Source organism: Mycobacterium pseudoshottsii JCM 15466 (assembly GCF_003584745.1).
GTDB classification, from domain to species: domain Bacteria; phylum Actinomycetota; class Actinomycetes; order Mycobacteriales; family Mycobacteriaceae; genus Mycobacterium; species Mycobacterium marinum.
Genome location: NZ_AP018410.1, coordinates 5789188 through 5812809, shown reverse-complemented (window position 1 = coordinate 5812809; position 23622 = coordinate 5789188). Strand labels below are relative to the sequence as shown.

Below are 23622 nucleotides of genomic sequence, written 5' to 3'. Positions count from 1 at the left end.
CCTTGCTGGTCAAAGTACTTGAAGTGACGCGGATTTCGGCGGCAACGTTGACTCGAAGGCCGCTGGCGACGGGCACGAGCAGACCAGGTTGCGATCGCCGTGTACGCCATCGATGCGCCGCACCGGAGGCCAGTACTTGTCGGTGACCAGCCAGGGCGCCGGGAATGCGGCCACACTGCGCGGGTACGGCAGGTCCCAGGTATCTGCACACACCATTTCGGCGGTGTGCGGGGCTTGGCGCAGTGGGCTGGCCTCCAAGGGCCACTCGCCCCACATGACCAGGTCGATTTCGCCGCGGATGGCGACCATCGCATCGACGAACCGGTCGAGCTCGGCCAGATCTTCGGACTCGGTCGGTTCCACCATCAGTGTGCCGCTTACCGGAAACGCCAGCGTGGGGGCGTGGAATCCATAGTCGATGAGCCGCTTGGCGACGTCCTCTGCGGTCACTCCGGAGCGGCGGGTCAATTCCCGCAGATCCAGAATGCACTCGTGGGCGACCAATCCGTGTGGACCGGTGTAGAGCACCGGGTAGTGGTCGTTGAGCCTGGCGGCCAGGTAGTTGGCTGACAGCACGGCCGACTTGGTGGCCGTGGCCAGGCCGTCGGGACCCATCAGAGCGATATAGGCCCAGGTGATCGGCAAGATCCCGGCTGATCCGTAGTTCGCCGCCGCCACCGACGAGTCACTGGTGTCCTGGTGCGGGTCGTCCGGCAGGAACGGGGCCAGGTGCGCCCGCACCGCGACCGGGCCCACACCGGGTCCACCCCCGCCGTGCGGAATGCAGAATGTCTTGTGCAGGTTCAGATGTGAGACGTCGCCGCCGAAATGGCCCGGCCGCGCGATTCCCACCAGCGCGTTGAGGTTGGCGCCGTCGATGTACACCTGGCCGCCCGCCTTGTGCACCAGATCGCACACGGTGGTGACGTCGGGCTCGTAGACACCATGGGTGGACGGGTAGGTGAGCATGATGGCCGCCAGCTCCGCTGAATGGGTGCTGATCTTGGCGCGCAGGTCGGCTAGGTCGATGCTGCCGTCGGCGGCAGTGGCCACCACGACCACCTGCATGCCGGCCAGCACCGCCGAGGCCGCGTTGGCGCCATGAGCCGACTGCGGAATCAGGCAGATTCGGCGTTGCTGCTCGCCGCGACTGGCGTGGTAGCCGTGAATGGCGGGCAGGCCGGCGAGTTCGCCCTGGGATCCCGCGTTGGGCTGCAGCGAGACGCGGTCGTAGCCGGTGATCTCGGCCAGCCAGCGTTCGAGATCGGCGATCAGCTCCCGATATCCCGTGGTCTGCGCAATCGGGGCGTGCGGGTGGATGGCCGCGAACTCCGGCCAGCTGATCGGGGCCATTTCGACCGCGGAGTTGAGCTTCATGGTGCACGAACCCAGCGGGATCATGGTGCGGTCCAGGGCCAGGTCGCGATCCGAGAGCTTGCGCAGGAACCGCATCATGGCGGTCTCGGAGCGGTGTTCGTAGAATACGCCGTGCTGCAGGTAGGGCGTTGTCCCGAGCAACTCCGAGCCCAGGGGGGATCGGCTCGGCGCGATGCGTTCGACATCGAAGGCCTTGAGCACCAAAGTGATGACCTCGGTGGTGGTGGTGGTGGTCTCGTCGCAGCTGATTCCGACATGATCAGAACCCGCACGTCGCAGATTGATGCCGAGGCTTTCCGCGCGTGCGATCAATTCGCCGGCGCGGCCTGGGACTTCGACCAGCACGGTGTCGAAGAACTGGTCATGGGCCACGGTGTAACCGTGGTGGCGCAGGCTGGCCGCAATCGACACAGCATGGGCGTGAACTCGAGAAGCGATGTCGCGCAGCCCCTCCGGTCCGTGATAGACGGCGTACATCGCGGCGACGTTGGCCAGCAGTGCCTGGGCGGTGCAGATGTTGCTGGTGGCCTTGTCGCGGCGGATGTGCTGTTCGCGCGTCTGCAGGGCAAGTCGGTAGGCCGGTGCGCCGTTGACGTCCTTGGACACCCCGACCAGCCGGCCCGGCAGTGCCCGCTCCAGCCCGCTCCGGACCGCCATGTACCCGGCGTGGGGCCCGCCGAAGAACAGCGGAACACCGAATCTCTGGGCCGAGCCCACCGCGATGTCGGCGCCGAGTTCCCCTGGCGGGGTCAACAGGGTCAGCGACAGCAGGTCCGCGGCGACGGTGGTCATGGCGCCCCGGGCTTTCGCGGTGGCGATCAACCGGCCCAGGTGCCGTACCGCGCCGCTGGCGCCGGGTGCTTGCAGCACGATGCCGAAGAAGTCGCCCTCGGGCAGCTTCTTTTCGATGTCAACGAGTTCGATGTCGATGCCCACCGCTGCCGCACGGGTCCGAAGCACCGACAGGGTCTGGGTGAAGCAGTCGCTGTCGACCAACAGTCGTGCAGACGGGCTCTTGTTGGACCGCCGCATCAGCAGCATCGCTTCCACGACCGCTGTCGCCTCGTCGAGCAACGACGCGCCGGCCAGTGGCAGCCCGGTGAGGTCCTCGATCATGGTCTGGAAGGTCAGCAGCGCTTCGAGACGGCCCTGCGAGATCTCGGGCTGATAAGGGGTATACGCCGTGTACCAAGCCGGCGATTCGATGAGGTTGCGGCGCAGCACTTCTGGTGTCACACACGGCGAGTAGCCCTGGCCGATCATGGACACCCGGATCGTGTTGCGTTCGGCCATCGAGGCCAGATCGGTGAGCACCTGCTGTTCGGTTCGAGCCGCGGGCAGGGCCATCGGCGCGGTGTTTCGGATCCACGCCGGCACGGCAGCATCGATGAGGTCATCGAGGCTGGGGTAGCCGACCGTGGCGAGCATGTGCGCAATCGCCGCAGGATCGGGGCCGATGTGACGGGGCACGAAACTGGAAGCGACAGCGCGACCGCCGTGCAGTTGTTCATATGTTTCAGACAAGGGGCAACTCCGGTTTCCGTGGGCCCGGATCGCACCGGGCTGGTTGCTCCCTCCCCGCTCTGTCCTGAAACCTGAGAGTCTGTGGCGCCGCCATTACAGCGACGTCGTACACCTTCGGTAAGGCACGGTCTAGGTGACCGATCCTTGTCTCCAGAGTCGCCTCGGCGATGCGGTACTGGGGCCTGAGAGATTCTCGGGGAGGAGATTGCTCCTACGGCGCCTCGATAGCGAGGTTTCTCCCGCGTCGCGTCAACAGCAATGTTGTTGGCTATTTTGTTGTGACGAGCAGTCAACATACACACCGACTCGTCGTCTTGTCACTCCCCCGATTGGCCACATTTGGCGGTGCCCGGCGGTTGGCCGGACACCGCACGGGCGGGCGGTTGGCTGCAGGCCCGGGGCGACCAAGACCGGACACATTTGACCATCGAGCGTTAAACGCGGATGCGCACAATAATATTCGGGGCCCGCGGCGCCGCATTCGGACCGCTGTTCAGCTGCGAAAACGGCGGCCGGAGCTGTGGTGGGTGCCGGATCGATTGCTGATCCGATCCGCCCGATGTGAACCATCACACACGCGGGGCCCCCGGTCCGGGGCGAAGTCCGCCCCCGCTCATCCGCTCGGGTTCGGGTAGATCAAGGTAGCGCTCCAGGTTGCGGTGCATGTTGATGATCCGCCGTTCCTCGCCGGACAGCACCAGATGGGTGAAGCCGGGCTGATGCAAGCCGCGCTGGACACCCGGGAGCACTCGGATGTCTTGAGTGAGCACGATCCCGGGCTCGGCCTGATCGGCGGCCATCCGGACGTCTGTCGGCTTGTTGTGCGGCGCGTCCGGCGGCATCCGCGTCATCAGAAACATCACCATCTCGCCCTTGTCGGGATCGGCGAAGTGCTCCGGCTGGGGCCGCGAGCACATGATGGTCAGGTGGTCCGCGTTGGCCAGAAACGTCATGTTGGGAAACAAGTTGTACTGATGCAGCCGGGTTATCCGATCGGTGTCGGCCCACTCGAGGTCGACACCGCGGGTGGCGGCAAAGGCTCGGGTGCGTGCCGCAATGAGATCCTGAACCGACTGGCCGGGCCGGCGCTCGTCGGCCGGCAACGGCGTGCCTTCGGCCGCGCCCATCAGCGCACCCTGCGTGTAAACGTAAGCGTCCCAGACCTCTTGGTCGCTCAGGGTGCCTTCGAAGCGTGGGCTCGGCACACCGTAGGGCTGGTCCGACTTCCCAGCGTGCCTCCAGATCTGTTGTGGGGCGTGAATATCGTCGACACAGCGCAACAATTCGGGATGCAACGTCTGAATGTGGTAGGTCTCGCTGTAGCCGTCAGCGATGGTCTTCCAATTGGCATCGACTTCCACGGTGAGCGTGGCGTAGCAGCGAAAATCACTCAGCCCGCACCACGCGATGTCTTCGGGTATCGGGTCCAGGTAATCCATCAATGGCATCGCGGTGACGTCGAGACTGACGAAGACCAGGCCCTCCCAGGTCTCGACCCGCACGGGCAGCAACGGGAAGTCGGGCATGTGCAGCGAGCCGAAACCCTTGCGATTGGGCACTCGCCGCAGTTCTCCGGTCAGATCCCAGGCCCAGCCGTGGTAGCCGCACTTCAGTTCACGCAGGCCCGAACCCGAGCCCGCGCACAGCGAATTGCCCCGATGGCGACACACATTCTGGAATGCGCGCAGCACGCCGTCGCAGTCGTGGACGATCAGTACCGAATAGGGGCCGCAGCGGTATTCGAAGTAGTCGCCCGGCGCGGCGACATGGTCGAGCATGCAGGCGAGCTGCCACACCTTGGGCCACATTCGTTCGATTTCGAGCTGGGCGAACGCGGGGGAGTGGTAGCGCTGCGCGGGCACCAGTGTCGGGGAAGCCGGCGGAACTCCAATCGCGTCCTCGTCGCGAGTGCGGGCGGGATTGCCGGCGGCGGTGCTCATCGCGTCCCGCTAACGCGCTCCGCGCACCAGGCGGCCGGGACGGGCTCCGGTGTCGACACCGCCACGGCGGGTCACCGCTCCGCTGACGATTGTGGCGGCGTATCCGCTTGCGCCCTGCAATATCCGGTTGCCGCCGGCGGGCAGGTCGTAGGCCACAGCGGCCGGATGCGGCCGCAGCGCTTCGAGGTCGATGACGTTGAGATCGGCTTTCTTGCCGGGCTCGATGGTGCCGCGGTCGGTGAGGCCGAACAGGTGGGCCGTGTCGCGGGCCTGCTTGCGGATCACATATTCCAATGGCAACTTCTCGCCCCGCTTGCGATCGCGTGCCCAATGGGTCAGCAAGAAGGTGGGGTAGGAGGCGTCGCAGATCATGCCGCAGTGAGCGCCGCCGTCCGAGAGCCCCAGAACGCCGGCCGGGTGCAGCATCATTTCGCGGATCGCATCGCAGTTTCCGTCTGCGTAATTGAACAGCGGCAACATCAGCATGGCGCTCGCGTTCGATTCGAGCATCAGGTCATAGAGGGTCGCCAGCGGATCCTGGCCGCGGGCTTGGGCTATTGCGGCGACGGTGCGGTCGCGGGTGGGTTCATAGTCGGGCGGATCGCCTAGCGCATAGAGGCGTCCCAGCGAGTACTGAACGAAGGCGGACATGCCGTCGAACAACACGTTCGGGTCGATGGGTAGGTCGTCCTCGGACAGGATCGCGGCTTTCACCGCGGGATCGGCCAACCGTTGCGCGAGCTCGTCGCGGGTGCAGTCGGCCTTGAGCCGGCGGTAGGTCGGGCGGTGGGTGAAGGCGTGGTGACCTTGGAACCCGATCATCATCCCGAACGGGCGCGCGGCGATCTGCGGGTGCAGGCGGCTGCCCGCCGCGTGCGCGCTGGCCGAGAGCTCCAGCTGCTCGCGCCACAGGTTGGGATCGGCGTCCACCTGGATCAGAGCGAACGATACGGGTCGATCGATCTCACCGGCCAGGTGCCGCATCCATTCCAGTTCCCTTCTCGGCCCGACGATGTCCTCGCCCGCGGCGCCCTGCGGGGCGAGCTCGAAGACGGCCTGTCCGCCGGCGGCCATGGCGCGCCCCAGCCCGAATAGCTCGTCCTCGGCGGCGAAGGTTCCGGGCACCGGTTCGCCGTCCATCGCGCGGTGAGCCAGCGTGCGTGAGGTCGAGAACCCGAGCGCACCGGCCTCGATCGCCTCGGTGACCAGCCGGCCCATCGCCGCGATGTCTTCGGCGGTGGCCGGTTCATTACGGGCGCCGCGTTCACCCATCGTGTATGCGCGCACGGAGCCGTGGGCGATCTGGCTCCCCACGTCGATGGAGAACTTCTGCTTGCCGATCGTGTCGAGGTATTGGGGGTAGCTTTCCCAGCCCCAGGTGATGCCCTCGGTGAGCGCGGTGCCGGGGATGTCCTCGACCCCCTCCATCAGCCTGATCAGCCAGTCCTCGCTGCCGGGGCGAACGGGTGCGAAACCCACCCCACAGTTGCCGGTGACCACGGTCGTCACCCCGTGCCCGCTGGAGGGCTCCAGGGTGCTGTCCCAACTCACCTGACCGTCGTAGTGCGTGTGGATGTCGACGAAGCCGGGGGCCACCACCTGACCGGTGGCGTCGATGGTTTCGGCGGACTCACCGCCCAGGCCGGGATCATCGGTGCCCCGCCGGACGACGTCGACGATCTTGCCGTCCTTGATGCCGATGTCGGCCCGGTAGCGTGCGGCCCCGGTGCCGTCAACGACGGTGCCGCCGACGATCTTCAAATCGAACATGAGCCCTCTGAGCCTCTCCCTGGTCGCGCGGCTGCGACGCGAGCCACCGGCCTGCCAACCCGGACCTGGATGGTTATTACGCTACGGCGCGTAGCGTATGTACGACGGTATTCCGCCCGCTCGATTCAGTCAATGATTCGAGAGCGCAAACGCTGGGGTGCCGGCTCAGCTATCGGAGATGTCGTTGAGCGCGTCATCCAGTGCGTCATAGAGGGGCAACATGGCGTCGATCCCCATCAGCCTGATCGGCCGGCTGGTGGCCGGACCGTCCGCGACCACCACGAATCGCGTCGGCGCCACGGCCTGCGCCTTGGCGCTGACCAGGACGGTCATCCCCGCTGAGGCCAGGAAATCGACCTTCGAGAGGTCAACGATCAGTGTTGCGGGCGCCTCGATGAGCGAAGTGCGGAGCATCTCGGCCAACCGGGGTGCGGTCAGCATGTCGAGTTCCCCCGACACCGTCACCACGACCGCTTCGCCAACCCGGGATTTTTCGATTCCGAATGCTGTGGGTGGCGTTGGGTCGCCAGATTGTTCCACCATTGCTGTATCTCACATCCGTCCCTGTTCGGGACACCGCTCGTTGGCAGACATCCAATGTTTCGGGCCGGGCTGCTATCTGAACCCCGCCGACCGCTTCCGCCGCCAACATGCAGCTCAGTGGCGCACCCCCGGTCTGCACAAATCCTAGGCCACCACCAGATCGGGCGCGCTCGCCGCGCGGGATCCGGCATGCCGACGCCGCAATCGCGCCGGTCGGTTGGCGCTGCCGGGCCTGGGTGGCCTCAACAAAACATGGTCCCCGACGATGCGACGTTGGTAGGTTCTGGGAATGCTCTTCGGGGCGTTGAGCGACATGCAATGGAGAAAGCGCCGCCTGGTCATTGCGATTATCAGCACCGGAATTATCTTCGGGATGACGCTCGTCATGACCGGGCTGGCAAATGGTTTCCGGGTGGAGGCGCAGCACACCGTCGATTCCCTCGGTGTCGACGTTTTCGTGGTCAAAGCCGGCGCGGCCGGGCCGTTTCTGGGCTCGATTCCATTTCCCGACGTTGACGTGGCGCGGGTGGCCGCCGAGCCCGGCGTCGTGGCCGCGGCGCCGCTGGCCAGCATGGGCACGATCATGAAGGAAGGCAAGTCAACCCGAAACGTCACGGCTTTCGGTGCACCGGAGCACGGACCGGGCATGCCCGAGGTATCGGACGGGCGAGCGCCGTCCAAACCGGACGAGGTCGCGGTATCCAGCACGCTCAACCGGCATATCGATGACACCCTGCAGCTCGGAGCGCACAAGCTGCGGATTGTCGGCATCGTGCCCAACTCCACGGCGCTGGCCAAGATCCCCAACATTTTTCTGACCACCGAGGGCCTGCAGCGGGTGGCCTACAACGGGCAACCGATGATCACGTCGATCGGGATCGACGGCTCGCCCCGAGAGCTCCCGGAGGGCTACCAGACCTACGACCGGGAGGGCGCGGTCAACGACCTGATACGTCCGCTGAAGGTCGCCGTGAATTCAATTTCGATCGTGGCGGTCTTGCTGTGGATTGTGGCGGTGCTGATCGTCGGATCGGTGGTGTATCTCTCCACGCTGGAGCGCATGCGCGACTTTGCGGTGTTCAAGGCGATCGGCACGCCAACGCACTCGATCATGGCGGGACTGGCGTTGCAGGCGCTGGTCGTCGCGGTGCTTGCCGCTGTTGTGGGTGTCGTCCTGTCGAAACTGCTGGCTCCGTTGTTCCCGATGATCGTCGCGGTGCCTGGCGGGGCCTATCTGGCGCTACCGGTGGTGGCAATCCTGATCGGCCTGCTGGCCAGCGTCGCCGGACTCAAGCGGGTGATGACCGTGGATCCCGCACTCGCGTTTGGAGGTCCTTAGCCGGTGGGCGATCTCAGCATTCAGGACCTGGTAGTCGAGTACTACAGCGGTGGATATGCCCTTCGGCCGATCAATGGTTTGAACCTCGACGTGGAGGCCGGGTCTCTGGTCATCCTGCTCGGTCCGAGTGGATGCGGGAAGACAACGTTGCTGTCTTGCCTGGGCGGCATTCTGCGACCCAAGTCCGGGGCGATCAAGTTCGAGGACATCGATATCACCACGCTCGAAGGTACGGCGCTGGCGAAATATCGGCGAGACAAGGTGGGCGTCGTCTTTCAGGCGTTCAACCTGGTGCCGAGCCTGACCGCGCTGGAGAATGTGATGGTTCCGCTGCGTTCGGCCGGGATGTCACGTGCTGCGGCACGGGCGCGCGCCGAGGAGTTGTTGAAGCGCGTCAACCTCGAGGAGCGGATGAAACACCGGCCCGGGGACCTCAGCGGAGGGCAACAGCAGCGCGTCGCGGTTGCGCGCGCGATCGCGCTGGACCCGCCGCTGATCCTGGCCGATGAACCGACCGCACACCTCGACTTCATCCAGGTAGAGGAAGTGCTGCGGCTTATCCGCGAGCTCGCCGATGGTGACCGAGTGGTCGTGGTGGCCACCCACGACAGCAGGATGCTGCCGATGGCTGACCGTGTTGTGGAGTTGACGCCCGATTTCGCGGAGACCAACCGGCCGCCCGAAGTCGTCGAATTGAAGTCCGGGGACGTGCTGTTTGAACAGAGCACGATGGGCGACCTCATCTATGTCGTATCGGCGGGTGAGTTCGAAATCGTGCACGAATTAGCTGACGGCGGCGAAGAATTGGTCAAAGTTGCCGGGCCCGGAGAATATTTCGGCGAGATGGGGGTGCTGTTTCACATGCCGCGTTCGGCAACGGTGCGGGCCCGCACCGACGCGACGGCCGTCGGCTACACGGCGCAGGCGTTTCGTGAGCGGCTCGGTATCGGCGGTATGCGCGACCTGATCGAGCACCGCGAGCTTTCCAGCGACTGATTCGGCGACGGAGCTGGCGGGTCAGCGCCGGTGCCCGGCGAAGAACTGCCAGATGGTGTCGGTCGCGTCCAACGCCGTCGACGGTTCGGGAAGACCGAGTCTCTCCAGCAGGGGGCCGCGCGTACCGCCGGGCCATTGATGGCCCGCCCCGGCCACCGAGATCAATTCCACGGTGTGGCCGTCTGCGCATTCGGCGGTCACGGTTGTCACCACGCCCGCAGTGCTCGAGATGGGCGGTCCACATGCGTCGATGGCGCGCCAGGTCGCGTTCACCGAAGGCACCGACGGGCCATCCACCCGTGGCGATCCGTTGATTTTCACCGCTTTGCCGGGGCCGCCGTCATAGGGGACGCTCTGGTCTGCCGTGCCGTGGATTTGCGGCACCGAGGTCGGCCGCGCGCGTGCGCAATCGGTCACCAGAGTGCCGGCCACCGGTGCGATCGCGGCGAAGATATCCGTTTGGCAACCCAACCGCAGCGCCATCATGGCGCCGTTGGACATGCCGGTCGCGTAAACACGCGCGGAATCTATCGGGATCTGTTTTCCGATCGCGGCAACCATGGCGGTGAGGAATCCGACGTCGTCGACATTGTTGCGCTGGGGCAGGCCGCAGCAGGTTCCAGCGTTCCAGGCCCGGTGCAGACCGTCGGGATAGGCGACCAGGAAGTGCTGCTGATCTGCCTTGTCGTTCCAGTGGTACGCGCGCTCGGCCTGCGCACCGTTGCCGAAACCGCCGTGCATCATCACCACCAGTGGGACCGCGCCGGTCAATCCCTGCGGCCGGTAGAGATTGAACGTCCGTTCGGCGCCATCCCACTGGATGCTCTGAGTGGACCGGCCCACCGGGATCGTCGCGGGTGCGGGCGCTCCAGTCGCATGCCCACCCGCGGAACATCCGCCCGTCCAGACGACGAGCGAGCCGAGGATAACCGCGCTCAACACCCGAAGGATGCGAGCGGTTTCACGCGCCATCAACTCATGGTGACAGCCCTCTGCCGGAATGACAAGTAGCTTGTCAATCAAGCGAGGGGCTGGCTTCCAGGCGGGGCCGTTCCTTACCGCGGGAGTCGCGCCACGGCCAGGATCCGAGCGGCCACCAGGGCGGCGACCGTCACTGCGATGCAGGCAAGTCCGTCGTCCTTGAGGCCCCACTTCACCGACGCCAGGATGGCCGCCCCGGCCACACACAGCAGTACGCCGACCCCCGCGCCGCGCCAGACCGAGGTGATGGCAGGTGCGCCGTCCCAGCCGGGCAGCGGATTGTTCTCCAGCGGCCGCAGCGCAACGAACAGCGCTGCCACCGCACCACACATGATCAACAGTTGGGCAGCGCTGATCACGGCGAAGCCCGGCTCGCCGGGATAGCGGGGAGCTCCCAATCCGTCGAAGAGCAGGTGCACGCCCAGCAGGGCTGGCATATGCCACAGGTACAAAGTCATGGCTCCGGAGTTGCCGATCGCCGCCAACCACCAGACCCGCGGGCGCCGAGCCCATCGGGCGATTGCCGGTGCCGCCACAACAGCCAACGCGCTCAGAATGATTGCGTGACCGGCCAACAACAGTGAGGGAGGGCTCATGTTGGGCAGCCGCTGGCCTTCGATGCCAACCAGGCTCAGCTCGTAAGGGCCCCAGCACAGCAACGCGACGTTGGTGGCCAGAAATATCGCGGCGGTGCCGATCGCGCGGGCTCGTGTCAGCAATCGGCGGCGATAGGCCACGCCGAACATGGCGGGAATGAGCCAGACCGCGAGGTTGAGGTATCCGAGCGATGGTCCGGCGCTGCAGTGCAGTCGGACGGCGTCGACGGCCGCGATCATGGCGTAGACCGCGGTTACGCTGGCGGCCAGGCGCGCCGTGCTGGTGATTCGAGATAGCACCGGCATCGCCGCCAGCACCAGCACGTAGGCGCCGAGAAACCACAGCAATTGGATGCTCACACCGGCGACCGGCTCGTAAACGTGCTGGGGCAGTAGCGGATAGAAGATGACCAGCGCCACCGCCCAAAAGCTCAGGTAATAGAAAACCGGTCGAAACAGCCGCGCGGCGCGCTTCATCAGCCAGCCGCCCCAGTTCGTTCCGGGTCGCCAGGACGGGACACACGCCGCCGCACCGGCGAAAAAGAACAACGGCATGATCTGAAAAATCCAGGTCAGAGCCTGAAACGTGGTCGAGGTGGTCAGCAGGTTGTCCCAGCGGAGGACTTCACCGCGGATGACGCTGGTCGCCATCACCGTATGGCCCACGACCACGCCGACCAAGGCCGTGATGCGGATGACGTCGATGGCGCGGTCACGGTCGGCCGGGGTGCGTTCGGCAAGTTCGGCGGGGCTGGGAAAGCCCGTCAGCGATGTCATGCCTGAAGCATCACGGGTGGGCCGGGTGGACCGCTTGGGTAGTTCTACTCGTCTTACCCGGGTAGGGCTACCCGAATGGTGGGCGCAACAGTGCTGCCGGGTGAGCTATCTGGCTGGGGGCCAACGATTTACATCGAACGCTGCAGCGTCAGGCTGAACAGCAGGTAGCCGATGCAGAGCAGGAAGTTCAATGCGACGATAACCATGCCCAGCGAGAGCAATGCATGCCGGCACTTGCGCTGCAACCGGTGTAATTTCGCGACGCGTTTTTCACGGGTTATTTGGATGGCGATCAACGCAAAACTGATATTCGTCATTTCGCTATCCGAGGCGGGCATGCCGGCGTGCATCTCCCGAAGACGCTGCGGTGAGATCCTCACGCCCACCCCGGCGAATCGACGGCTCAGCCGTCGCGCCTGGCTGCGGCCGAATAAGTGATCGCGCATCGGCAGCTGATGCGAGAGTCTCCGTCGTTCGTCGCCCCACGGGTTCGACGAGGTCGTCACAAGCCGGAATTCTATGCCGTTTCGGTCCCTTATAGGGAGCGCCGCGCCAAATTTCTTCACGCCATTTGTGAATTACCGCAATTGCTCGGTGGGTACCCCAGGCTCCGGCGTTGTTGATTAGCAGGCTTGTGAGCTGGGTTGATGATCTTTGGTGCCGCGCTATTGGGGCCGGAGTGTAGGCACGGGCTATTTGGAGAACGATCGAGTTGGTTACTGTTCGTCGTTGGTCTGGAGTTGCCCGTGCCTACCGTTTCAGTATTGCGTGTGTCGTCGGTTCCAGAGGTGTTCGACCGCTGGAGTCCTGGTGAGCGCAGCGAGTTCATCGGATCGGAGTTTCTCGATGTGTTGGCCTCGGTGCCAGACCCGAGGGACCCACGCGGTCGGAGGTATTCGCTGATGGCTTTGTTGGCGATCGCGGTTCTGGCCACTGCCGCGGGGATGCGCGGCTATGCTGGTTTTGCCACATGGGCGGCCACCGCTCCCGATGATGTGTTGGCCCAATTAGGGGTCCGGTTCCGGCGGCCCAGTGAGAAGACCTTCCGCGCTGTTTTGTCTCGGCTAGACCCCGCCGACCTCAACGCCAGGATGGGCAGTTACTTCACTGCACACGTGGCCAGCAGCGACCCCAGTGGATTGGTGCCGATCGCGTTGGACGGCAAGATGCTGCGTGGTGCTTTACGCGCCAAAGCGACAGCCACGCATCTCGTGTCGGTGTTCGCCCACCGTGCCCGATTGGTGCTCGGTCAACTCGCTGTCGCCGAGAAAAGCAATGAAATTCCCTGCGTACGTGCCCTGCTCACGCTGCTGCCGGGTAGCTTGCGGTGGCTGGTCACCGTGGATGCGATGCATACCCAGGTCGTCACCGCGAAGTTGATCTGCGCCACCTTGAAGTCGCACTACCTGATGATCGTCAAGTCCAACCAAGCCAAAATACTTGCGCGTATCACCGCGCTGCCCTGGGCCGAGGTGCCCACAGCCGCTACCGACGACTCCCGCGGCCACGGCCGTGTCGAGACCCGCACCCTGCAAATCATCACCGCTGCACGAGGAATCGGCTTCCCCTACGCAAAACAAATCATCCGGATCACTCGTGAACGCTTGATCACCGCCACCGACCAGCGCAGCGTGGAGGTGGTCTATGCCATCTGCAGCCTGCCGTTCGAGCACGCCCGCCCTACCGCGATCATGACCTGGATGCGTCAACACTGGGGAATCGAGAACAGCCTGCACTGGATACGCGACGTCACCTTCGACGAAGACCGTCAAAGGGCACATACCGGAAACGGCGCACAGGTCCTAGCAACGCTACGCAACACCGCGATCAATCTGCACCGCCTCAACGGCGCCGACAACATCGCCGAAGCCTGCCGGATCACCGCTTTGACCGCCAACCGCCGCCTAGACCTCCTCAATCCACAATTCCCCAGCTCACAAGCCTGCTAATCAACAACGCCGGAGCCCTGGTGGGTACCCCATAGCGGTCTTGATACGGACGCACCCGGTCGCGAACGACGCTGGCGTCCAGGCCGGTATCCGACCAGGTGTACCGACCCCGCCCGCCATCACCGGGATGAGCCCTCAGGAAGTCACGCATGCGTTGTTCGGTTTCCGGCGCCAGCTCGCGGCCCAGCTTGCGATATACGCCCCTGATCGTGTTCCAGGGGTCATTAACGAAGTCGGTGTAGAGCACGTCGATCACCTGGCCGCCGGGGGGGGGCGCCACCGGCGCGCAGCGCCATCTCCCGGTCGAGGCCGACCACGATTTCCTCGTAGCACTGGGCCGCGCATTCGGCGATGCTGGATTCGTCGCTGGCCATCCGGCGCAGGTGATGGGTCAGCGCCGCGATTGAGGAGATGACGTTGAGTGGGTCACGGTGTGTCTGCACGATCAACGCGTCGGGGTACTCGGCCAATAGCGCATCCAGCTGCCACAGATGCGCGGGCGATTTGAGCAGCCACTGGCCCCAGACGCCGGATTGAAGGTGTTGCAGAAAGATTCGATGGAATCGGTAGGCGCCGCGGTGGTCCGCCTCGTACAGCAGCCAGCGGTAGTAACTGGGTAGCCGGTACTGCACCGAATAGATCATGCTGGTGAATTCGCTGGCCGTGATGCGGACGCACTCCTGTCCGACCTGTGCGCCCATCGGGTGAAAGGACAGGAAGCCGGGAATGATCTGCTCGGAGAGTTCGATGCTGGCCTTTGTCTGCGCGATTCGTGGATCGCTGAGATACGTCTCGGGCGCGGGGACCGGACACGGCGCATCGACTTCCCAGGTCAGCGGTGCCCGAAGGTCGGGGTCCTGGGCGAGCAAGTCGTAGAGAATCGTCGTTCCGGTGCGGGGCTGGCCGACGATGACGATGGGCTGATCGATTGCCTTCGTGGCGATTTCGGGGTGCTGGCGGCGCCACGCGATGACGCCGAGGCGGTTACGCAATGCGCGCATCAGGTCCAGGTGGGCGATCTCGACGCCGATAGCCGACAACCGCGCCTCGTGGATCAGTGCGTCGGTGACCCGCTGCAATCGGTCTTGCCACCCGTCGGCGCCGAAGTCGTCGCTTCCGGCTTCCTCGCAGGCGGTGGCGATCAGGCGTTCGGGCTTGAACCGATCCTGCGGCATGCTCATGCCCGCTGCTCCCGGTGGCGTACCGACACCTCGACGTCGGGCGCTTGGGGATTGTCCAGCCAGCGCAGGATCACGAACCCCCGATGCCGGCCACCGGTGTCGAGCCAATGTCCAAAACCGAAGTCCTGCTCGGAAATTGCAATACGCACCCGGCCATCCGCGCCGGCACGTACCGCCCGATTGGTCACCGAGCTGTGCCTGCTGTCCGGCTCCAGACATTCGTGCCAGATGCTTTCCAGCGCGACACTCCAGTACCGCGTTTCCGGTGGCTCGAAGTCCAGCACCAGGGCCTGCCCCGGTGCTAGCCGGAAGGTCCCGATCATGTACAGGTTGTCCGGGGTGGTGTCGGCGGCGCCAAGATCGGCGGCCTGGGCGGTCAGTAGGGTGTTGGGGTGGTCGAGCAGTTCGGGCTTGATGGTGCGGTGCAGCGTGGTGAGCTTCATCAAGGACCACGCCAGTGCCGTGAACTGTCCCGCAAGTTCGTCGTCGGTTGGTGGCGACGCCGGGGCTGGGTCGAAGGCCTCGATGCGCATTTTGGCCAGCTCTTCGTGGCTGCGATCGCCGACGTACTCCCGGACGACGATCGCCGATGCGTCGTCGGGGATTTGCACCCACTGCCCGCCGCCGAGCTCGCCGGGTTCCAGCGCCGAAAGCAGCAGCGTGAATTCACCAGACTGCAGCGCTAAGTCGGCGTCGCTGAGGTAGCCGGCCATTCGCCGGGGCGTGAGTCCGGTGCCGGCCAGTATCTGTATTCCCAGGTAACAACTGGTGCCCCGGGTACCGGTGATCCGGTAACGGTGGTCGCCGCGGATCATCGCCAGAAAGTAGTTGCCCTCCGGGTTGGGGCCGCCAATCATGCGGTTCGGCGGACACATATCGAAGAACACGGGCCGGGCGGGGTCGGACTCCACCGACATTTGCGCGCATAGCGACGACACCCGGGCGATGACCCGCAGTCCTTCCAGGAGTTCCGGCTCGGACTCGGCGTCCTCGGTCACGATCTTGGTGACGTCTGCGAGCATCCGCTGAAAGAACTGCCACGCGGCAAGCGCCTGGGGGGCATCCGCGACAGGCCTGGCGAGGTGGTGAGACATAGTGTCACAATAAGACTATGTCTCACACATTCGGTAGTGGTTCGCGTGAATATAGTGGGCGAATGTCTCCGCCACCCGCAGCCACCTCGCTTGCCGAGCGCAAGCGCACCGCGACCCGCCAGCGCATTGCCACGGCCGCGGCGCAGCTGGTTGCCGATCTGGGGTTGGCCGCGGCAACGGTGGAGCGCATCGCCGATACCGCCGACATCAGCCGGGCGACCTTTTTCCGTTATTTCAACTCCAAAGAAGACGCCGTCGCAGAAGGCATGACAGCGCACTGGCTGGACCGGATCGCTACCGCTCTGGCGGCACAACCCGAGCATCTGAGCGCCGTCGAGGCGGTCGTTGGCGCCTTCGGTGGGCTCGCCGTCGGATTTGCCGAGATGGAAGATCAAGTACGCGAATTGGCAACGCTTACCCGGTCTTCGGAAACGTTGGAAGCCTGGACGCTGCACATCTATGTGCGGTACGAATCGGCGATCGCCGACTTGATTGCACCGCGGATACCCAATTTGGTACCCCAAGACCCGAGGCCGCGGCTGGTCGGTGCGTTGGCGATGGCCGTGGTGCGCATCGCGCTGGATGACTGGCTTGGTCAGGGTGGCTCGCTGCCGGATCGGGTGCAACAGGGGTTGGCGGCGATTGTCATCGCGTGAATGGCGTCCAACCGGGCGCCGGTTGCGGTGCTGGATCGTCGTCAGTCCCCAGCGCGTTGCGCCCTAGGTGCGTACGGCCACCGCTGATAGCAGATCGGCCAATCGATCTGGCCGGTCGAGCATCGAAAACGTCCTGGCCCCCTCGATGAGCTCGAGTCGGGCGTTCGGGATGGTGGCGGCGAGGAGCCGGCCGTCCTCGAGTGCAAAGAACTTGTCGTCGGCCGACCAGGCGATCAGGGCGGGCTTGCTGAACTCGGGCAGCCGCGCGGCGACGCCCCTGGTGACGTCGGTATGCAATGACAGGGTTAGCTGACGCAGGTCTTCGGCGATCGCCGGATTCGAGAGCGCCGGTTGTACCCAGCGCTGCGCCAGCTCATCGATGTCGGCGTGGGCAAGGTCGCCGTAGGCGCGCCGGCGGGCCGCCGGCGACCGCATGGTTTGAATAGCGGCCCGAAACATCTTCTTGGACTTGGCTGCCAGGATCACCGGCTTGAGAATCGGTGGCGGAAAGTGTTCGAAAGCATCGCAACTGGTGAGCACCAGCGCGCCAAGACGCTCGGGATGATGCACCGCCACCAACTGTGCGACGACCCCACCGGTGTCGTTGCCTACCAGCACCACATCATGCAGGTCCAGGGTTGCCAGCACATCGGCGACCAGGTCACCCACGCCGGTGATCGATCGGTCGGCATCCGGACCCAATGCCCTCGGGTGTGCGCCAAGGGGCCAGGTCGGCGCGAAGCAACGCAAGCCCCGCTCGGCAAGCCGTTCGCTGACCTGGTGCCATAGCTGGCCACCCATCAGGTACCCGTGCACGAATATGACCGGTCTGCCGTGTTCGGGTCCGGTTACTTCGTAATGGATGGTTCCGGCGTTAATGTCGATCGTCGGCATGGATGACTCCCATTTCGATACACTTACAAACACGCTGCCGGTAACTTACCAACAGGTTGTATGGAAATCAAGAGACGCACGCAAGAGGAGCGCTCCGCGGCTACCCGCGAGGCGCTGATCACCGCTGCTCGCAAGCTGTGGGGCAGTCGCGGCTATGCCGAGGTGGGGACGCCGGAGATCGCCGCGGAAGCCGGCGTCACCCGCGGCGCCATGTACCACCAATTCGCTGACAAGGCAGCGCTATTCGGTGAGGTCGTCGAGGCGGTGGAACAGGACGTGATGACGCGGATGGCTACCTCGGTGGCTACCTCGGGGGCGGCCACGCCCGCCGACGCGATCCGTGCTGCCGTCGATGCCTGGCTGGAGGTGTCTGGCGATCCAGAGGTGCGTCAGTTGATCCTGTTGGACGCACCCGCGGTGCTAGGCTGGGCGGGCTTCCGCGATGTCGCACAGCGCTACAGCCTGGGCATGACCGAGCAGTTGATCACCGAGGCCATCCGGGCGGGCCAGCTGGATCGCCACCCGGTGCGGCCACTGGCCCATGTGTTGATCGGCGCGCTCGACGAGGCGGCAATGTTCATTGCGACGGCCGATGATCCCAAGCGTGCCCGCCGCGAGAGCCGACAGGTGTTGCGTCGGCTGATCGACGGCATACTGAACGACTAGCAGCTGGCATTCGGGCGCGCTCGGCCATTCCGGCCGCGGCGAACCACGGTCGCGCGCTGCACCCGGGTGGGTACGCTAGCCCGGATCATCGGCCCACCCTGGGGGAATCAATGGCATTTCGAATCGGCATGAATATCGCGGCCTGGGTGCTGTGCGCCGGCGCGGTCGTGGGTGCGCCCCCGGTGCAGGCCGCACCCGGCGCCGTCTTGCCCCCGATCCCATCCACGGGTGGCGGGCCGATCATCGGTGGCGGTGATGAGGCTGCCCAGAGCCGCATCGCGCGACAACTCATGAGCGTGGGTAATGCCGATGTCCAAGAGGGTGATGGCGCGGACGCGGCCTCGTTCATCATGGACTCGGCGCAGGTGGCCGACTCACGCCTGGCTTCCGCATTCGCCCCCCTGCAGCGCGCGTTGGGATGTCAGAAGGTCAACACGTCATTTGGGGCCCGTGCCTACCGGCGCAGCGATGGCGGGTTGGGGGGGGGGGGGCGATGCTCGTCATCGCCGAGAGCGCTACATCGGACATGCAGGCGCTGACCGGTTGCATCCGGTCCGTCTGGCCCGCGGCAACCGCCGGTGGATCCAACGCGATGTGCGCCCACGGATGGACCTATCCGACGTCAGGGCAAGACCACCGCCCTGAGACTTACCACATCCTGCTGGCCGGCACCGCCGCCGACTTCTGTGCCAAGCTCGACGAGGACTACGCAAATTTCGCCACCAACTGGCCGTGAGCACTCACCGCTGGTGGTAAGCCGTCCGAAGCGGCGGGGCGTTTCACGCATCGGGCGGGGAGTCCGCCGGCATCGCCGGGGTAATGCCCGTGGCCAGACCACATCGTCGACGTCTCACCTTGTTTGCTCTGGAATCAATGTCCAATGAATATCGTGGGTGCCAGGACGTCCAAGTATGGCCAGCTCGCGCGTTCGCTTCGTGGCCACCCGCACGCCGGTTAGCTGCAGGTTTATCGAGGATCTGGACACGTCGCGGGGGTTCGTGGCTGCGGGTTGCCGCAGCATAGGTATGCCTTCGTGTTATTCATCATGTCGCGCTATGCTCACCCAATGCTTTGCTCGGAGGTGATGTTCGGTGGCGCGTAGGCGCGGATGGAATGGAGCGCCGCCGGCCTCGGACGAAGAGGCATCGCGGCGCATTGTCGACACGGCGGTGAGGCTGATCGCCGAGACCGGATCCGATGTCAGTCTCGCCCAGGTCGCAGCGTCTCTGGGGGTCATCAGGCAGACGGTCTACCGCTACTATCCGACCGCAGATGCGCTCATGCGCGCGGCGGCAATCGCATCGGTGGACGGCTTTCTTGATCGGCTCACCGAAGCCGTGCGCGGCATGCGCGATCCCGCGGAGGCGATGGCCGAAGCGGTGATGTTTACGCTGCGCGACGTGGTGCGCACGCCCCATCTCGGCATTCTGATCGCGCAACCGTACGCCCACACACACCCGGAAAATCTCACCTCCGAAGAGGCACAGGTATTCGGGGTGCGGATGCTGGAGCGTTTCGACGTCGACTGGGCGGAGTATGGATTCGCCGACGAGTCGGCCAGGCACGACCTGGTGGAGTTCCTTCTGCGGGTGTTGCTGTCATTCTTTGTCGCGCCCAATGTGCCCAGTCGCTCCGATGATGAGCTGAAAAGCTTTATCAGGCGGTGGGTCGGCGGCGCCATCCTGGCGCAGAAGCGCTGACCCGGGCTGCCAATGTGCCTACGGTGAGAAGCTAAGCGCTGTAAGCCTTTTCACAGGTGGGCCTGACTGAAGAACTGCCAGATGGTGGCGGTCGCGTCCAGCGCCGTCGACGGTGGCGAGATGCCGGCGATCGTTTCCAGGACGGGTTTGGACCTGCTACCGGGCCACTGGTGGCCGGCTCCGGCCACCGAGATCAATGTGACCCTGCGTGCGTCGGTGCAGGAAGCGGTTTGGGTTGTCACGACTCCGGAAGTGGTTGAGGTCGGCGGTGCGCACGCATCAATGGCGCGCTAGGTGGCATTGACCGCGGCCGCTGAGGGGCCGTCGACACGCGCAGTGCCGTCGAACGAGCGGGCCGCGCCCGGCCCGCCGTCGTATGGGACGCGATCGTCGGCGGTGCCGTGGATTTGCAGCACCGATGTGGGCCGCGCGTGGGCGCAATCGGTCAGCAGCGTGCCGGCCACGGGAGCGATCGCCGCGAACTTGTCGGACTGGCAACCCAACCGAAGCGCCATGATGGCGCCGGCCGACATGCCGGTGGCGTAGACGCGTGCCGGATCGATCGGGGTCCGGCGCTGGATGGTCGCGACCATATCGGTGATGAATCCGACGTCGTCGATGTCGAAGCTCTCCGGCGCGCCACAGCAGGTGCCGCCATTCCAGGCGCGCAGCACACCGTTGGGGTATGCGACCACGAAACCGTCGGTGTCGGCCTGACTGTTCCAGTGGTAGTCGCGCTGGGCCTGCGCGCCATCACCAAAACCGCCGTGCAACATCACCACAAGGGGCGCCGCGCCGGTTAAGCCACGCGGACGGTACACCCGATAGATCCGGAAAATCCCGCCCGAGTTGAGGATCTGAACCGACCGTCCGGCCGGGATCGGGAAATCGGGCGTTGCCGATAGCCGCGTGCCGACTACGCAGGTGTTGGCCAAGAAGATCAAGGCGGCCAGCAGGCACACGTTGACTACCCGAGCGCATCGAACCGCCACGGCCACATGGTGACACCCAGCCGCATACTTGACAAGCATCTTGTCATTAGTGTCGTGAATGGCAGACTCGGTGTCATGCGACGTGTTCTGGATGCGGCGTGGGAGCCCACGGTGCCGGCCCTGATGCAATTGGTCGCGGCCACAGCGGCTCCCCAGTTGAGGTCGGCGTTCGCCGCGGCCGGACTCGATGGGATCCGGCCGGCACAAGCGATCGGCCTCGTTCCACTGGCGGGCGGGGGCCTGCATGCGTCGGACCTGGCCGACCGGCTTGGGGTGAGTAGGCAGGCGGTGGCCCAGGCGGTAGCCGCACTGGAACGCCACGGGTATGTCCTGCGGGCGCCGGACCCGGCTGACGCTCGTGCGCGAATCATCGAGTTGACGCCACGGGGCCGCCAGGCGCTTCGGGTGATGCGCGCCAACGCGCTCGATGCGCAGCGGCGGTGGCAAAAGATCCTGGGACCGCAACGATTGGGCGAGCTTCGGGAGACGCTGCAGCTCCTGCTCGATGCGGAGTCCGGGGCGTAGGGGCCGCCGGTGCTGCGGCGCAAAGGCCGTGCCGGCCACTGGGTTCAACGAAACGCGTGACTCATCCGCCGCTTGAATGCCTCGTCGAGGCGCAGGTAGGTGCTGCGCAATGGGTGCCCGGGCCAGTCGTCGCCGATCAGCTCCGCCGGTAGCAATGGGTCGCGTTGGAGGTGGCGGACCACCGCGATCGACAAAGCGAACTGGTAGCTGGAACGTTGCGCCGAAACGTCGCGGCTACTCCGGTCCAGTTCGGCATCCATCGCCTGGATGAGGGTCAGGGCATCGGCCGCCCACTCGTCGAGGGAGAACAGGCTGCTGGCCTTGTCGGCGCTGATATCGGTAGCGGCGCCATGAAAATGGATGCACTGGCGGTCCAGCACCGACCGGGAGATCGGAAGACGTTGCGGGTCAAGGTTATCCGGACGTATCCAGACGCCTTCGCGCAGCTCCGCGAGGTGCAGAGCCATGGCTGCCTTTCTGAGCTCGAGGCGATCGGCCGCGGAGCGGCGATCCAGCGAGACGACCGCCAGTTCCCAGGTTCGGTCCCAGGAGCCAACGGCTGTGTCAGCGATCCGAGACGCCTCGTCGACACGCTGCCGCCGCTCCAGCAGGTGCCCGGCGAGCGCATAGCTGCCTTCGCCGCTGGTCAGTTCGCCGCTGCTGACCATCCGCCAGAGGCAGGTGCGGGCGGCGCCGTCGCTGATGCCGAACAGGGAGGCCACCGCCACCAACTCGGCCACCGTGAGGCGGGCCTGGTCGGCGCCCAGCAATGCCGATGCGAGCACCGAACGTGCGCTGAGCGGCCGGTTGCCGATCAGCCGGCGTACTCGGGCCGCGGACGTCGGGGACACCTAACCTCCATATCACCGAATTGTTGACGCATGATTTCCACAGTGTGATACTGGCATACGTGAGCTCGCCGACGAAGCCGTTGGTTGCCGAGGATGCAGAGATCGTCCGGCGCGTCCTTGCCCATATCGATGCCGGGACCACCGACGAGGGCGAGGCTTGGCGCGAGCCGGTCGAAAACTACGTCAGTCCAGAGCGCTTCGCCGCCGAGTTACGGTTGCTGCGCGGCATGCCGAGTGTGTTCGTGCCGTCGGCCGCGATCCCGAACAACGGCGATCACGTGGAACGGACCGCCTTCGGGGTGCCCCTGTTCGCGGTGCGCGGGGCCGACGGGCGAGCGCGGGTGTTCCGCAATGCCTGCCGGCATCGCGGCTTTGCTCTGGTGGAGAACGCCGGCTGTTCTCATGCGCTGGTATGCCGCTACCACGGTTGGATATACCGTCTGGACGGGTCGTTGTCGCACGTCCCGCACGCGGAGGCCTTCCCCGACCTGGACATGTCCGCGCGTGGCTTGGTCGAGGTGGAAAGCCACGAGGTGGACGGGCTCATCGTGATTGGTCCACTCGACCCCGTGGACGCTGGCCTGATCGAGGACGAGGGAGCGATCGGCTGGCTGACCGACGGTAGTCCCTGGCGGGCGAAGCTCGTCCCGGCCGAGCGCCTGATTGTCGTTGAATCAACGCTGCGGGAGATCAATTGGAAGGTGCTCGTAGAGCAGTTCCTAGAGGGCTACCGTATCCGGTCGACCCACAAAGACACGTTCTTTCCCGTCCAGTACGACGATCTCAATGTGGTGGAGGCATTCGGGCCCAACACTCGTATCACCTTCCCGTACCGCAATATTGAACGGCTCCGAGACCGTCCGGAGCACACCTGGACCACGGGTGCCAGGGTGACGTATTTGTATCAGCTGTTCCCCAACGTCATGTTGGCGACGTTCCCGGATGTGATCGCCATGGTCGTGATCGATCCGGTGAGCGTCGATCGCACCGCCGTGACCATCTATTCGATGGTCACCCCCGATGTCGCCGAGCGTGATTCGCTCGACGCGTCGAGCAACTTGGCCGGCGCGGGCAGCTTCATCGGGCAGGGCCTCTCCGAGGACAACGAGATGTCCGAGGGCGTTCAACGTGGCCTCGCCGCCGGAGCAAACGCTTTCGTCGAGTTCGGTCGGCACGAGAGTGCGGTTGGACGTTTCCATGCCGCCCTCGGTAGGCGGTTGGCTCGGTTGACCTCCGCCGGGTGACGTTTCGAGGCGGCCGTGCCGAAGGCG

General features: G+C 65.2%; 18 protein-coding genes, 3 pseudogenes and 1 riboswitch. Of the genes and pseudogenes, 9 read left to right on the top strand and 12 right to left on the bottom strand.

Annotated elements, in window-relative coordinates:
- Positions 1-9: 9 nt before the first annotated feature.
- From gcvP to MPSD_RS26625, 4 genes are all read right to left on the bottom strand, one after another.
- Positions 10-2805: an aminomethyl-transferring glycine dehydrogenase gene (gcvP, locus tag MPSD_RS26640; protein WP_232022902.1), complete on the bottom strand. Its 2796-nt coding sequence runs from the start codon at positions 2803-2805 to the stop codon at positions 10-12.
- 256 nt (positions 2806-3061) lie between these two features.
- Positions 3062-3153: riboswitch (glycine riboswitch) on the bottom strand.
- 317 nt (positions 3154-3470) lie between these two features.
- The gene (locus MPSD_RS26635; RefSeq protein WP_086085641.1) at positions 3471-4841 is read right to left on the bottom strand and encodes an aromatic ring-hydroxylating oxygenase subunit alpha; all 1371 of its coding nucleotides are present in this window, start codon (positions 4839-4841) and stop codon (positions 3471-3473) included.
- A gap of 9 nt (positions 4842-4850) precedes the next feature.
- On the bottom strand, positions 4851-6611 hold the full coding sequence (locus tag MPSD_RS26630; protein ID WP_086085642.1) for an N-acyl-D-amino-acid deacylase family protein: 1761 nt from the start codon (positions 6609-6611) through the stop codon (positions 4851-4853).
- 165 nt (positions 6612-6776) lie between these two features.
- Positions 6777-7154 (bottom strand): STAS domain-containing protein, encoded by a 378-nt coding sequence (locus tag MPSD_RS26625; protein WP_012392211.1) that lies wholly within the window; start codon positions 7152-7154, stop codon positions 6777-6779.
- 289 nt (positions 7155-7443) lie between these two features.
- Between MPSD_RS26625 and MPSD_RS26620 the strand changes: the two genes are divergently transcribed.
- Together MPSD_RS26620 and MPSD_RS26615 are read left to right on the top strand one after the other, a co-directional pair.
- Positions 7444-8493: an ABC transporter permease gene (locus MPSD_RS26620; RefSeq protein ID WP_086085643.1), complete on the top strand. Its 1050-nt coding sequence runs from the start codon at positions 7444-7446 to the stop codon at positions 8491-8493.
- Positions 8494-8496: 3 nt separating this feature from the next.
- The gene (locus MPSD_RS26615) at positions 8497-9489 is read left to right on the top strand and encodes an ABC transporter ATP-binding protein (RefSeq protein WP_086085644.1); all 993 of its coding nucleotides are present in this window, start codon (positions 8497-8499) and stop codon (positions 9487-9489) included.
- Positions 9490-9510: 21 nt separating this feature from the next.
- Here the strand turns inward: MPSD_RS26615 and MPSD_RS26610 are convergent, their stop codons facing one another.
- The 3 genes from MPSD_RS26610 to MPSD_RS26600 form a co-directional block, all read right to left on the bottom strand.
- Positions 9511-10461, bottom strand: a complete 951-nt coding sequence (locus tag MPSD_RS26610) for an extracellular catalytic domain type 1 short-chain-length polyhydroxyalkanoate depolymerase (RefSeq protein WP_036426153.1) — start codon at positions 10459-10461, stop codon at positions 9511-9513.
- A gap of 83 nt (positions 10462-10544) precedes the next feature.
- Positions 10545-11843 carry an acyltransferase family protein gene (locus tag MPSD_RS26605; RefSeq protein ID WP_020785627.1) on the bottom strand — a complete coding sequence of 433 codons (1299 nt, stop codon included), beginning with the start codon at positions 11841-11843 and terminating at the stop codon, positions 10545-10547.
- A 128-nt stretch (positions 11844-11971) separates the two neighbouring features.
- The gene (locus MPSD_RS26600; RefSeq protein WP_232022681.1) at positions 11972-12349 is read right to left on the bottom strand and encodes a hypothetical protein; all 378 of its coding nucleotides are present in this window, start codon (positions 12347-12349) and stop codon (positions 11972-11974) included.
- A 240-nt stretch (positions 12350-12589) separates the two neighbouring features.
- On the opposite strand from MPSD_RS26600, the gene MPSD_RS26590 reads away from it, so the two are divergent.
- Positions 12590-13792 (top strand): ISAs1-like element IS2404/ISMul1 family transposase, encoded by a 1203-nt coding sequence (locus MPSD_RS26590; protein ID WP_420811982.1) that lies wholly within the window; start codon positions 12590-12592, stop codon positions 13790-13792.
- On the opposite strand, the pseudogene MPSD_RS26585 reads toward MPSD_RS26590, so the two are convergent.
- Together MPSD_RS26585 and MPSD_RS26580 are read right to left on the bottom strand one after the other, a co-directional pair.
- Positions 13758-14973, bottom strand: a pseudogene (locus tag MPSD_RS26585) (sulfotransferase family protein). The gene MPSD_RS26590 and the pseudogene MPSD_RS26585 overlap by 35 nt on opposite strands.
- Positions 14970-16067, bottom strand: coding sequence for a DUF1214 domain-containing protein (locus MPSD_RS26580; protein WP_020785630.1), 1098 nt, complete (start codon positions 16065-16067; stop codon positions 14970-14972). The pseudogene MPSD_RS26585 and the gene MPSD_RS26580 overlap by 4 nt, the downstream one beginning before the upstream one ends.
- 62 nt (positions 16068-16129) lie before the next feature.
- On the opposite strand from MPSD_RS26580, the gene MPSD_RS26575 reads away from it, so the two are divergent.
- Positions 16130-16723: a TetR family transcriptional regulator gene (locus MPSD_RS26575; protein WP_012392219.1), complete on the top strand. Its 594-nt coding sequence runs from the start codon at positions 16130-16132 to the stop codon at positions 16721-16723.
- 63 nt (positions 16724-16786) lie between these two features.
- Here MPSD_RS26575 and MPSD_RS26570 read toward each other — a convergent pair whose 3' ends face one another.
- The gene (locus MPSD_RS26570; RefSeq protein WP_020785631.1) at positions 16787-17617 is read right to left on the bottom strand and encodes an alpha/beta fold hydrolase; all 831 of its coding nucleotides are present in this window, start codon (positions 17615-17617) and stop codon (positions 16787-16789) included.
- Between the two features lie 60 nt (positions 17618-17677).
- Here MPSD_RS26570 and MPSD_RS26565 point away from each other — a divergent pair, with 60 nt between their 5' ends.
- The 3 genes and pseudogenes from MPSD_RS26565 (at position 17678) to MPSD_RS26550 (ending at position 19983) form a co-directional block, all read left to right on the top strand.
- Entirely contained in the window at positions 17678-18283 is a 606-nt protein-coding gene (locus MPSD_RS26565) for a TetR/AcrR family transcriptional regulator (RefSeq protein ID WP_086085079.1), read from the top strand.
- 110 nt (positions 18284-18393) lie between these two features.
- Positions 18394-19019: pseudogene (locus MPSD_RS30960) on the top strand (hypothetical protein).
- A 355-nt stretch (positions 19020-19374) separates the two neighbouring features.
- Positions 19375-19983: a TetR/AcrR family transcriptional regulator gene (locus MPSD_RS26550; RefSeq protein ID WP_020727704.1), complete on the top strand. Its 609-nt coding sequence runs from the start codon at positions 19375-19377 to the stop codon at positions 19981-19983.
- A 50-nt stretch (positions 19984-20033) separates the two neighbouring features.
- On the opposite strand, the pseudogene MPSD_RS26545 reads toward MPSD_RS26550, so the two are convergent.
- Positions 20034-21014, bottom strand: a pseudogene (locus tag MPSD_RS26545) (extracellular catalytic domain type 1 short-chain-length polyhydroxyalkanoate depolymerase).
- A gap of 36 nt (positions 21015-21050) precedes the next feature.
- On the opposite strand from MPSD_RS26545, the gene MPSD_RS26540 reads away from it, so the two are divergent.
- Positions 21051-21500 (top strand): MarR family winged helix-turn-helix transcriptional regulator, encoded by a 450-nt coding sequence (locus tag MPSD_RS26540; RefSeq protein WP_020785636.1) that lies wholly within the window; start codon positions 21051-21053, stop codon positions 21498-21500.
- Between the two features lie 44 nt (positions 21501-21544).
- Here the strand turns inward: MPSD_RS26540 and MPSD_RS26535 are convergent, their stop codons facing one another.
- The gene (locus MPSD_RS26535; protein ID WP_086085078.1) at positions 21545-22351 is read right to left on the bottom strand and encodes a PaaX family transcriptional regulator C-terminal domain-containing protein; all 807 of its coding nucleotides are present in this window, start codon (positions 22349-22351) and stop codon (positions 21545-21547) included.
- A 44-nt stretch (positions 22352-22395) separates the two neighbouring features.
- Between MPSD_RS26535 and MPSD_RS26530 the strand changes: the two genes are divergently transcribed.
- Positions 22396-23595 (top strand): aromatic ring-hydroxylating oxygenase subunit alpha, encoded by a 1200-nt coding sequence (locus MPSD_RS26530; RefSeq protein ID WP_020785638.1) that lies wholly within the window; start codon positions 22396-22398, stop codon positions 23593-23595.
- Positions 23596-23622 lie beyond the last annotated feature (27 nt).

What these genes read in the sequence shown, in the direction of transcription:
- gcvP (WP_232022902.1), bottom strand. Translation starts at nt 2,805, where the DNA reads ATGCTCGCCACGGTCGGCTACCCCAGCCTCGATGACCTCATCGATGCT.
- MPSD_RS26635 (WP_086085641.1), bottom strand. Translation starts at nt 4,841, where the DNA reads ATGAGCACCGCCGCCGGCAATCCCGCCCGCACTCGCGACGAGGACGCG.
- MPSD_RS26630 (WP_086085642.1), bottom strand. Translation starts at nt 6,611, where the DNA reads ATGTTCGATTTGAAGATCGTCGGCGGCACCGTCGTTGACGGCACCGGG.
- MPSD_RS26625 (WP_012392211.1), bottom strand. Translation starts at nt 7,154, where the DNA reads ATGGTGGAACAATCTGGCGACCCAACGCCACCCACAGCATTCGGAATC.
- MPSD_RS26620 (WP_086085643.1), top strand. Translation starts at nt 7,444, where the DNA reads ATGCTCTTCGGGGCGTTGAGCGACATGCAATGGAGAAAGCGCCGCCTG.
- MPSD_RS26610 (WP_036426153.1), bottom strand. Translation starts at nt 10,461, where the DNA reads ATGGCGCGTGAAACCGCTCGCATCCTTCGGGTGTTGAGCGCGGTTATC.
- MPSD_RS26605 (WP_020785627.1), bottom strand. Translation starts at nt 11,843, where the DNA reads ATGACATCGCTGACGGGCTTTCCCAGCCCCGCCGAACTTGCCGAACGC.
- MPSD_RS26580 (WP_020785630.1), bottom strand. Translation starts at nt 16,067, where the DNA reads ATGTCTCACCACCTCGCCAGGCCTGTCGCGGATGCCCCCCAGGCGCTT.
- MPSD_RS26575 (WP_012392219.1), top strand. Translation starts at nt 16,130, where the DNA reads ATGTCTCCGCCACCCGCAGCCACCTCGCTTGCCGAGCGCAAGCGCACC.
- MPSD_RS26570 (WP_020785631.1), bottom strand. Translation starts at nt 17,617, where the DNA reads ATGCCGACGATCGACATTAACGCCGGAACCATCCATTACGAAGTAACC.
- MPSD_RS26565 (WP_086085079.1), top strand. Translation starts at nt 17,678, where the DNA reads ATGGAAATCAAGAGACGCACGCAAGAGGAGCGCTCCGCGGCTACCCGC.
- MPSD_RS26540 (WP_020785636.1), top strand. Translation starts at nt 21,051, where the DNA reads ATGCGACGTGTTCTGGATGCGGCGTGGGAGCCCACGGTGCCGGCCCTG.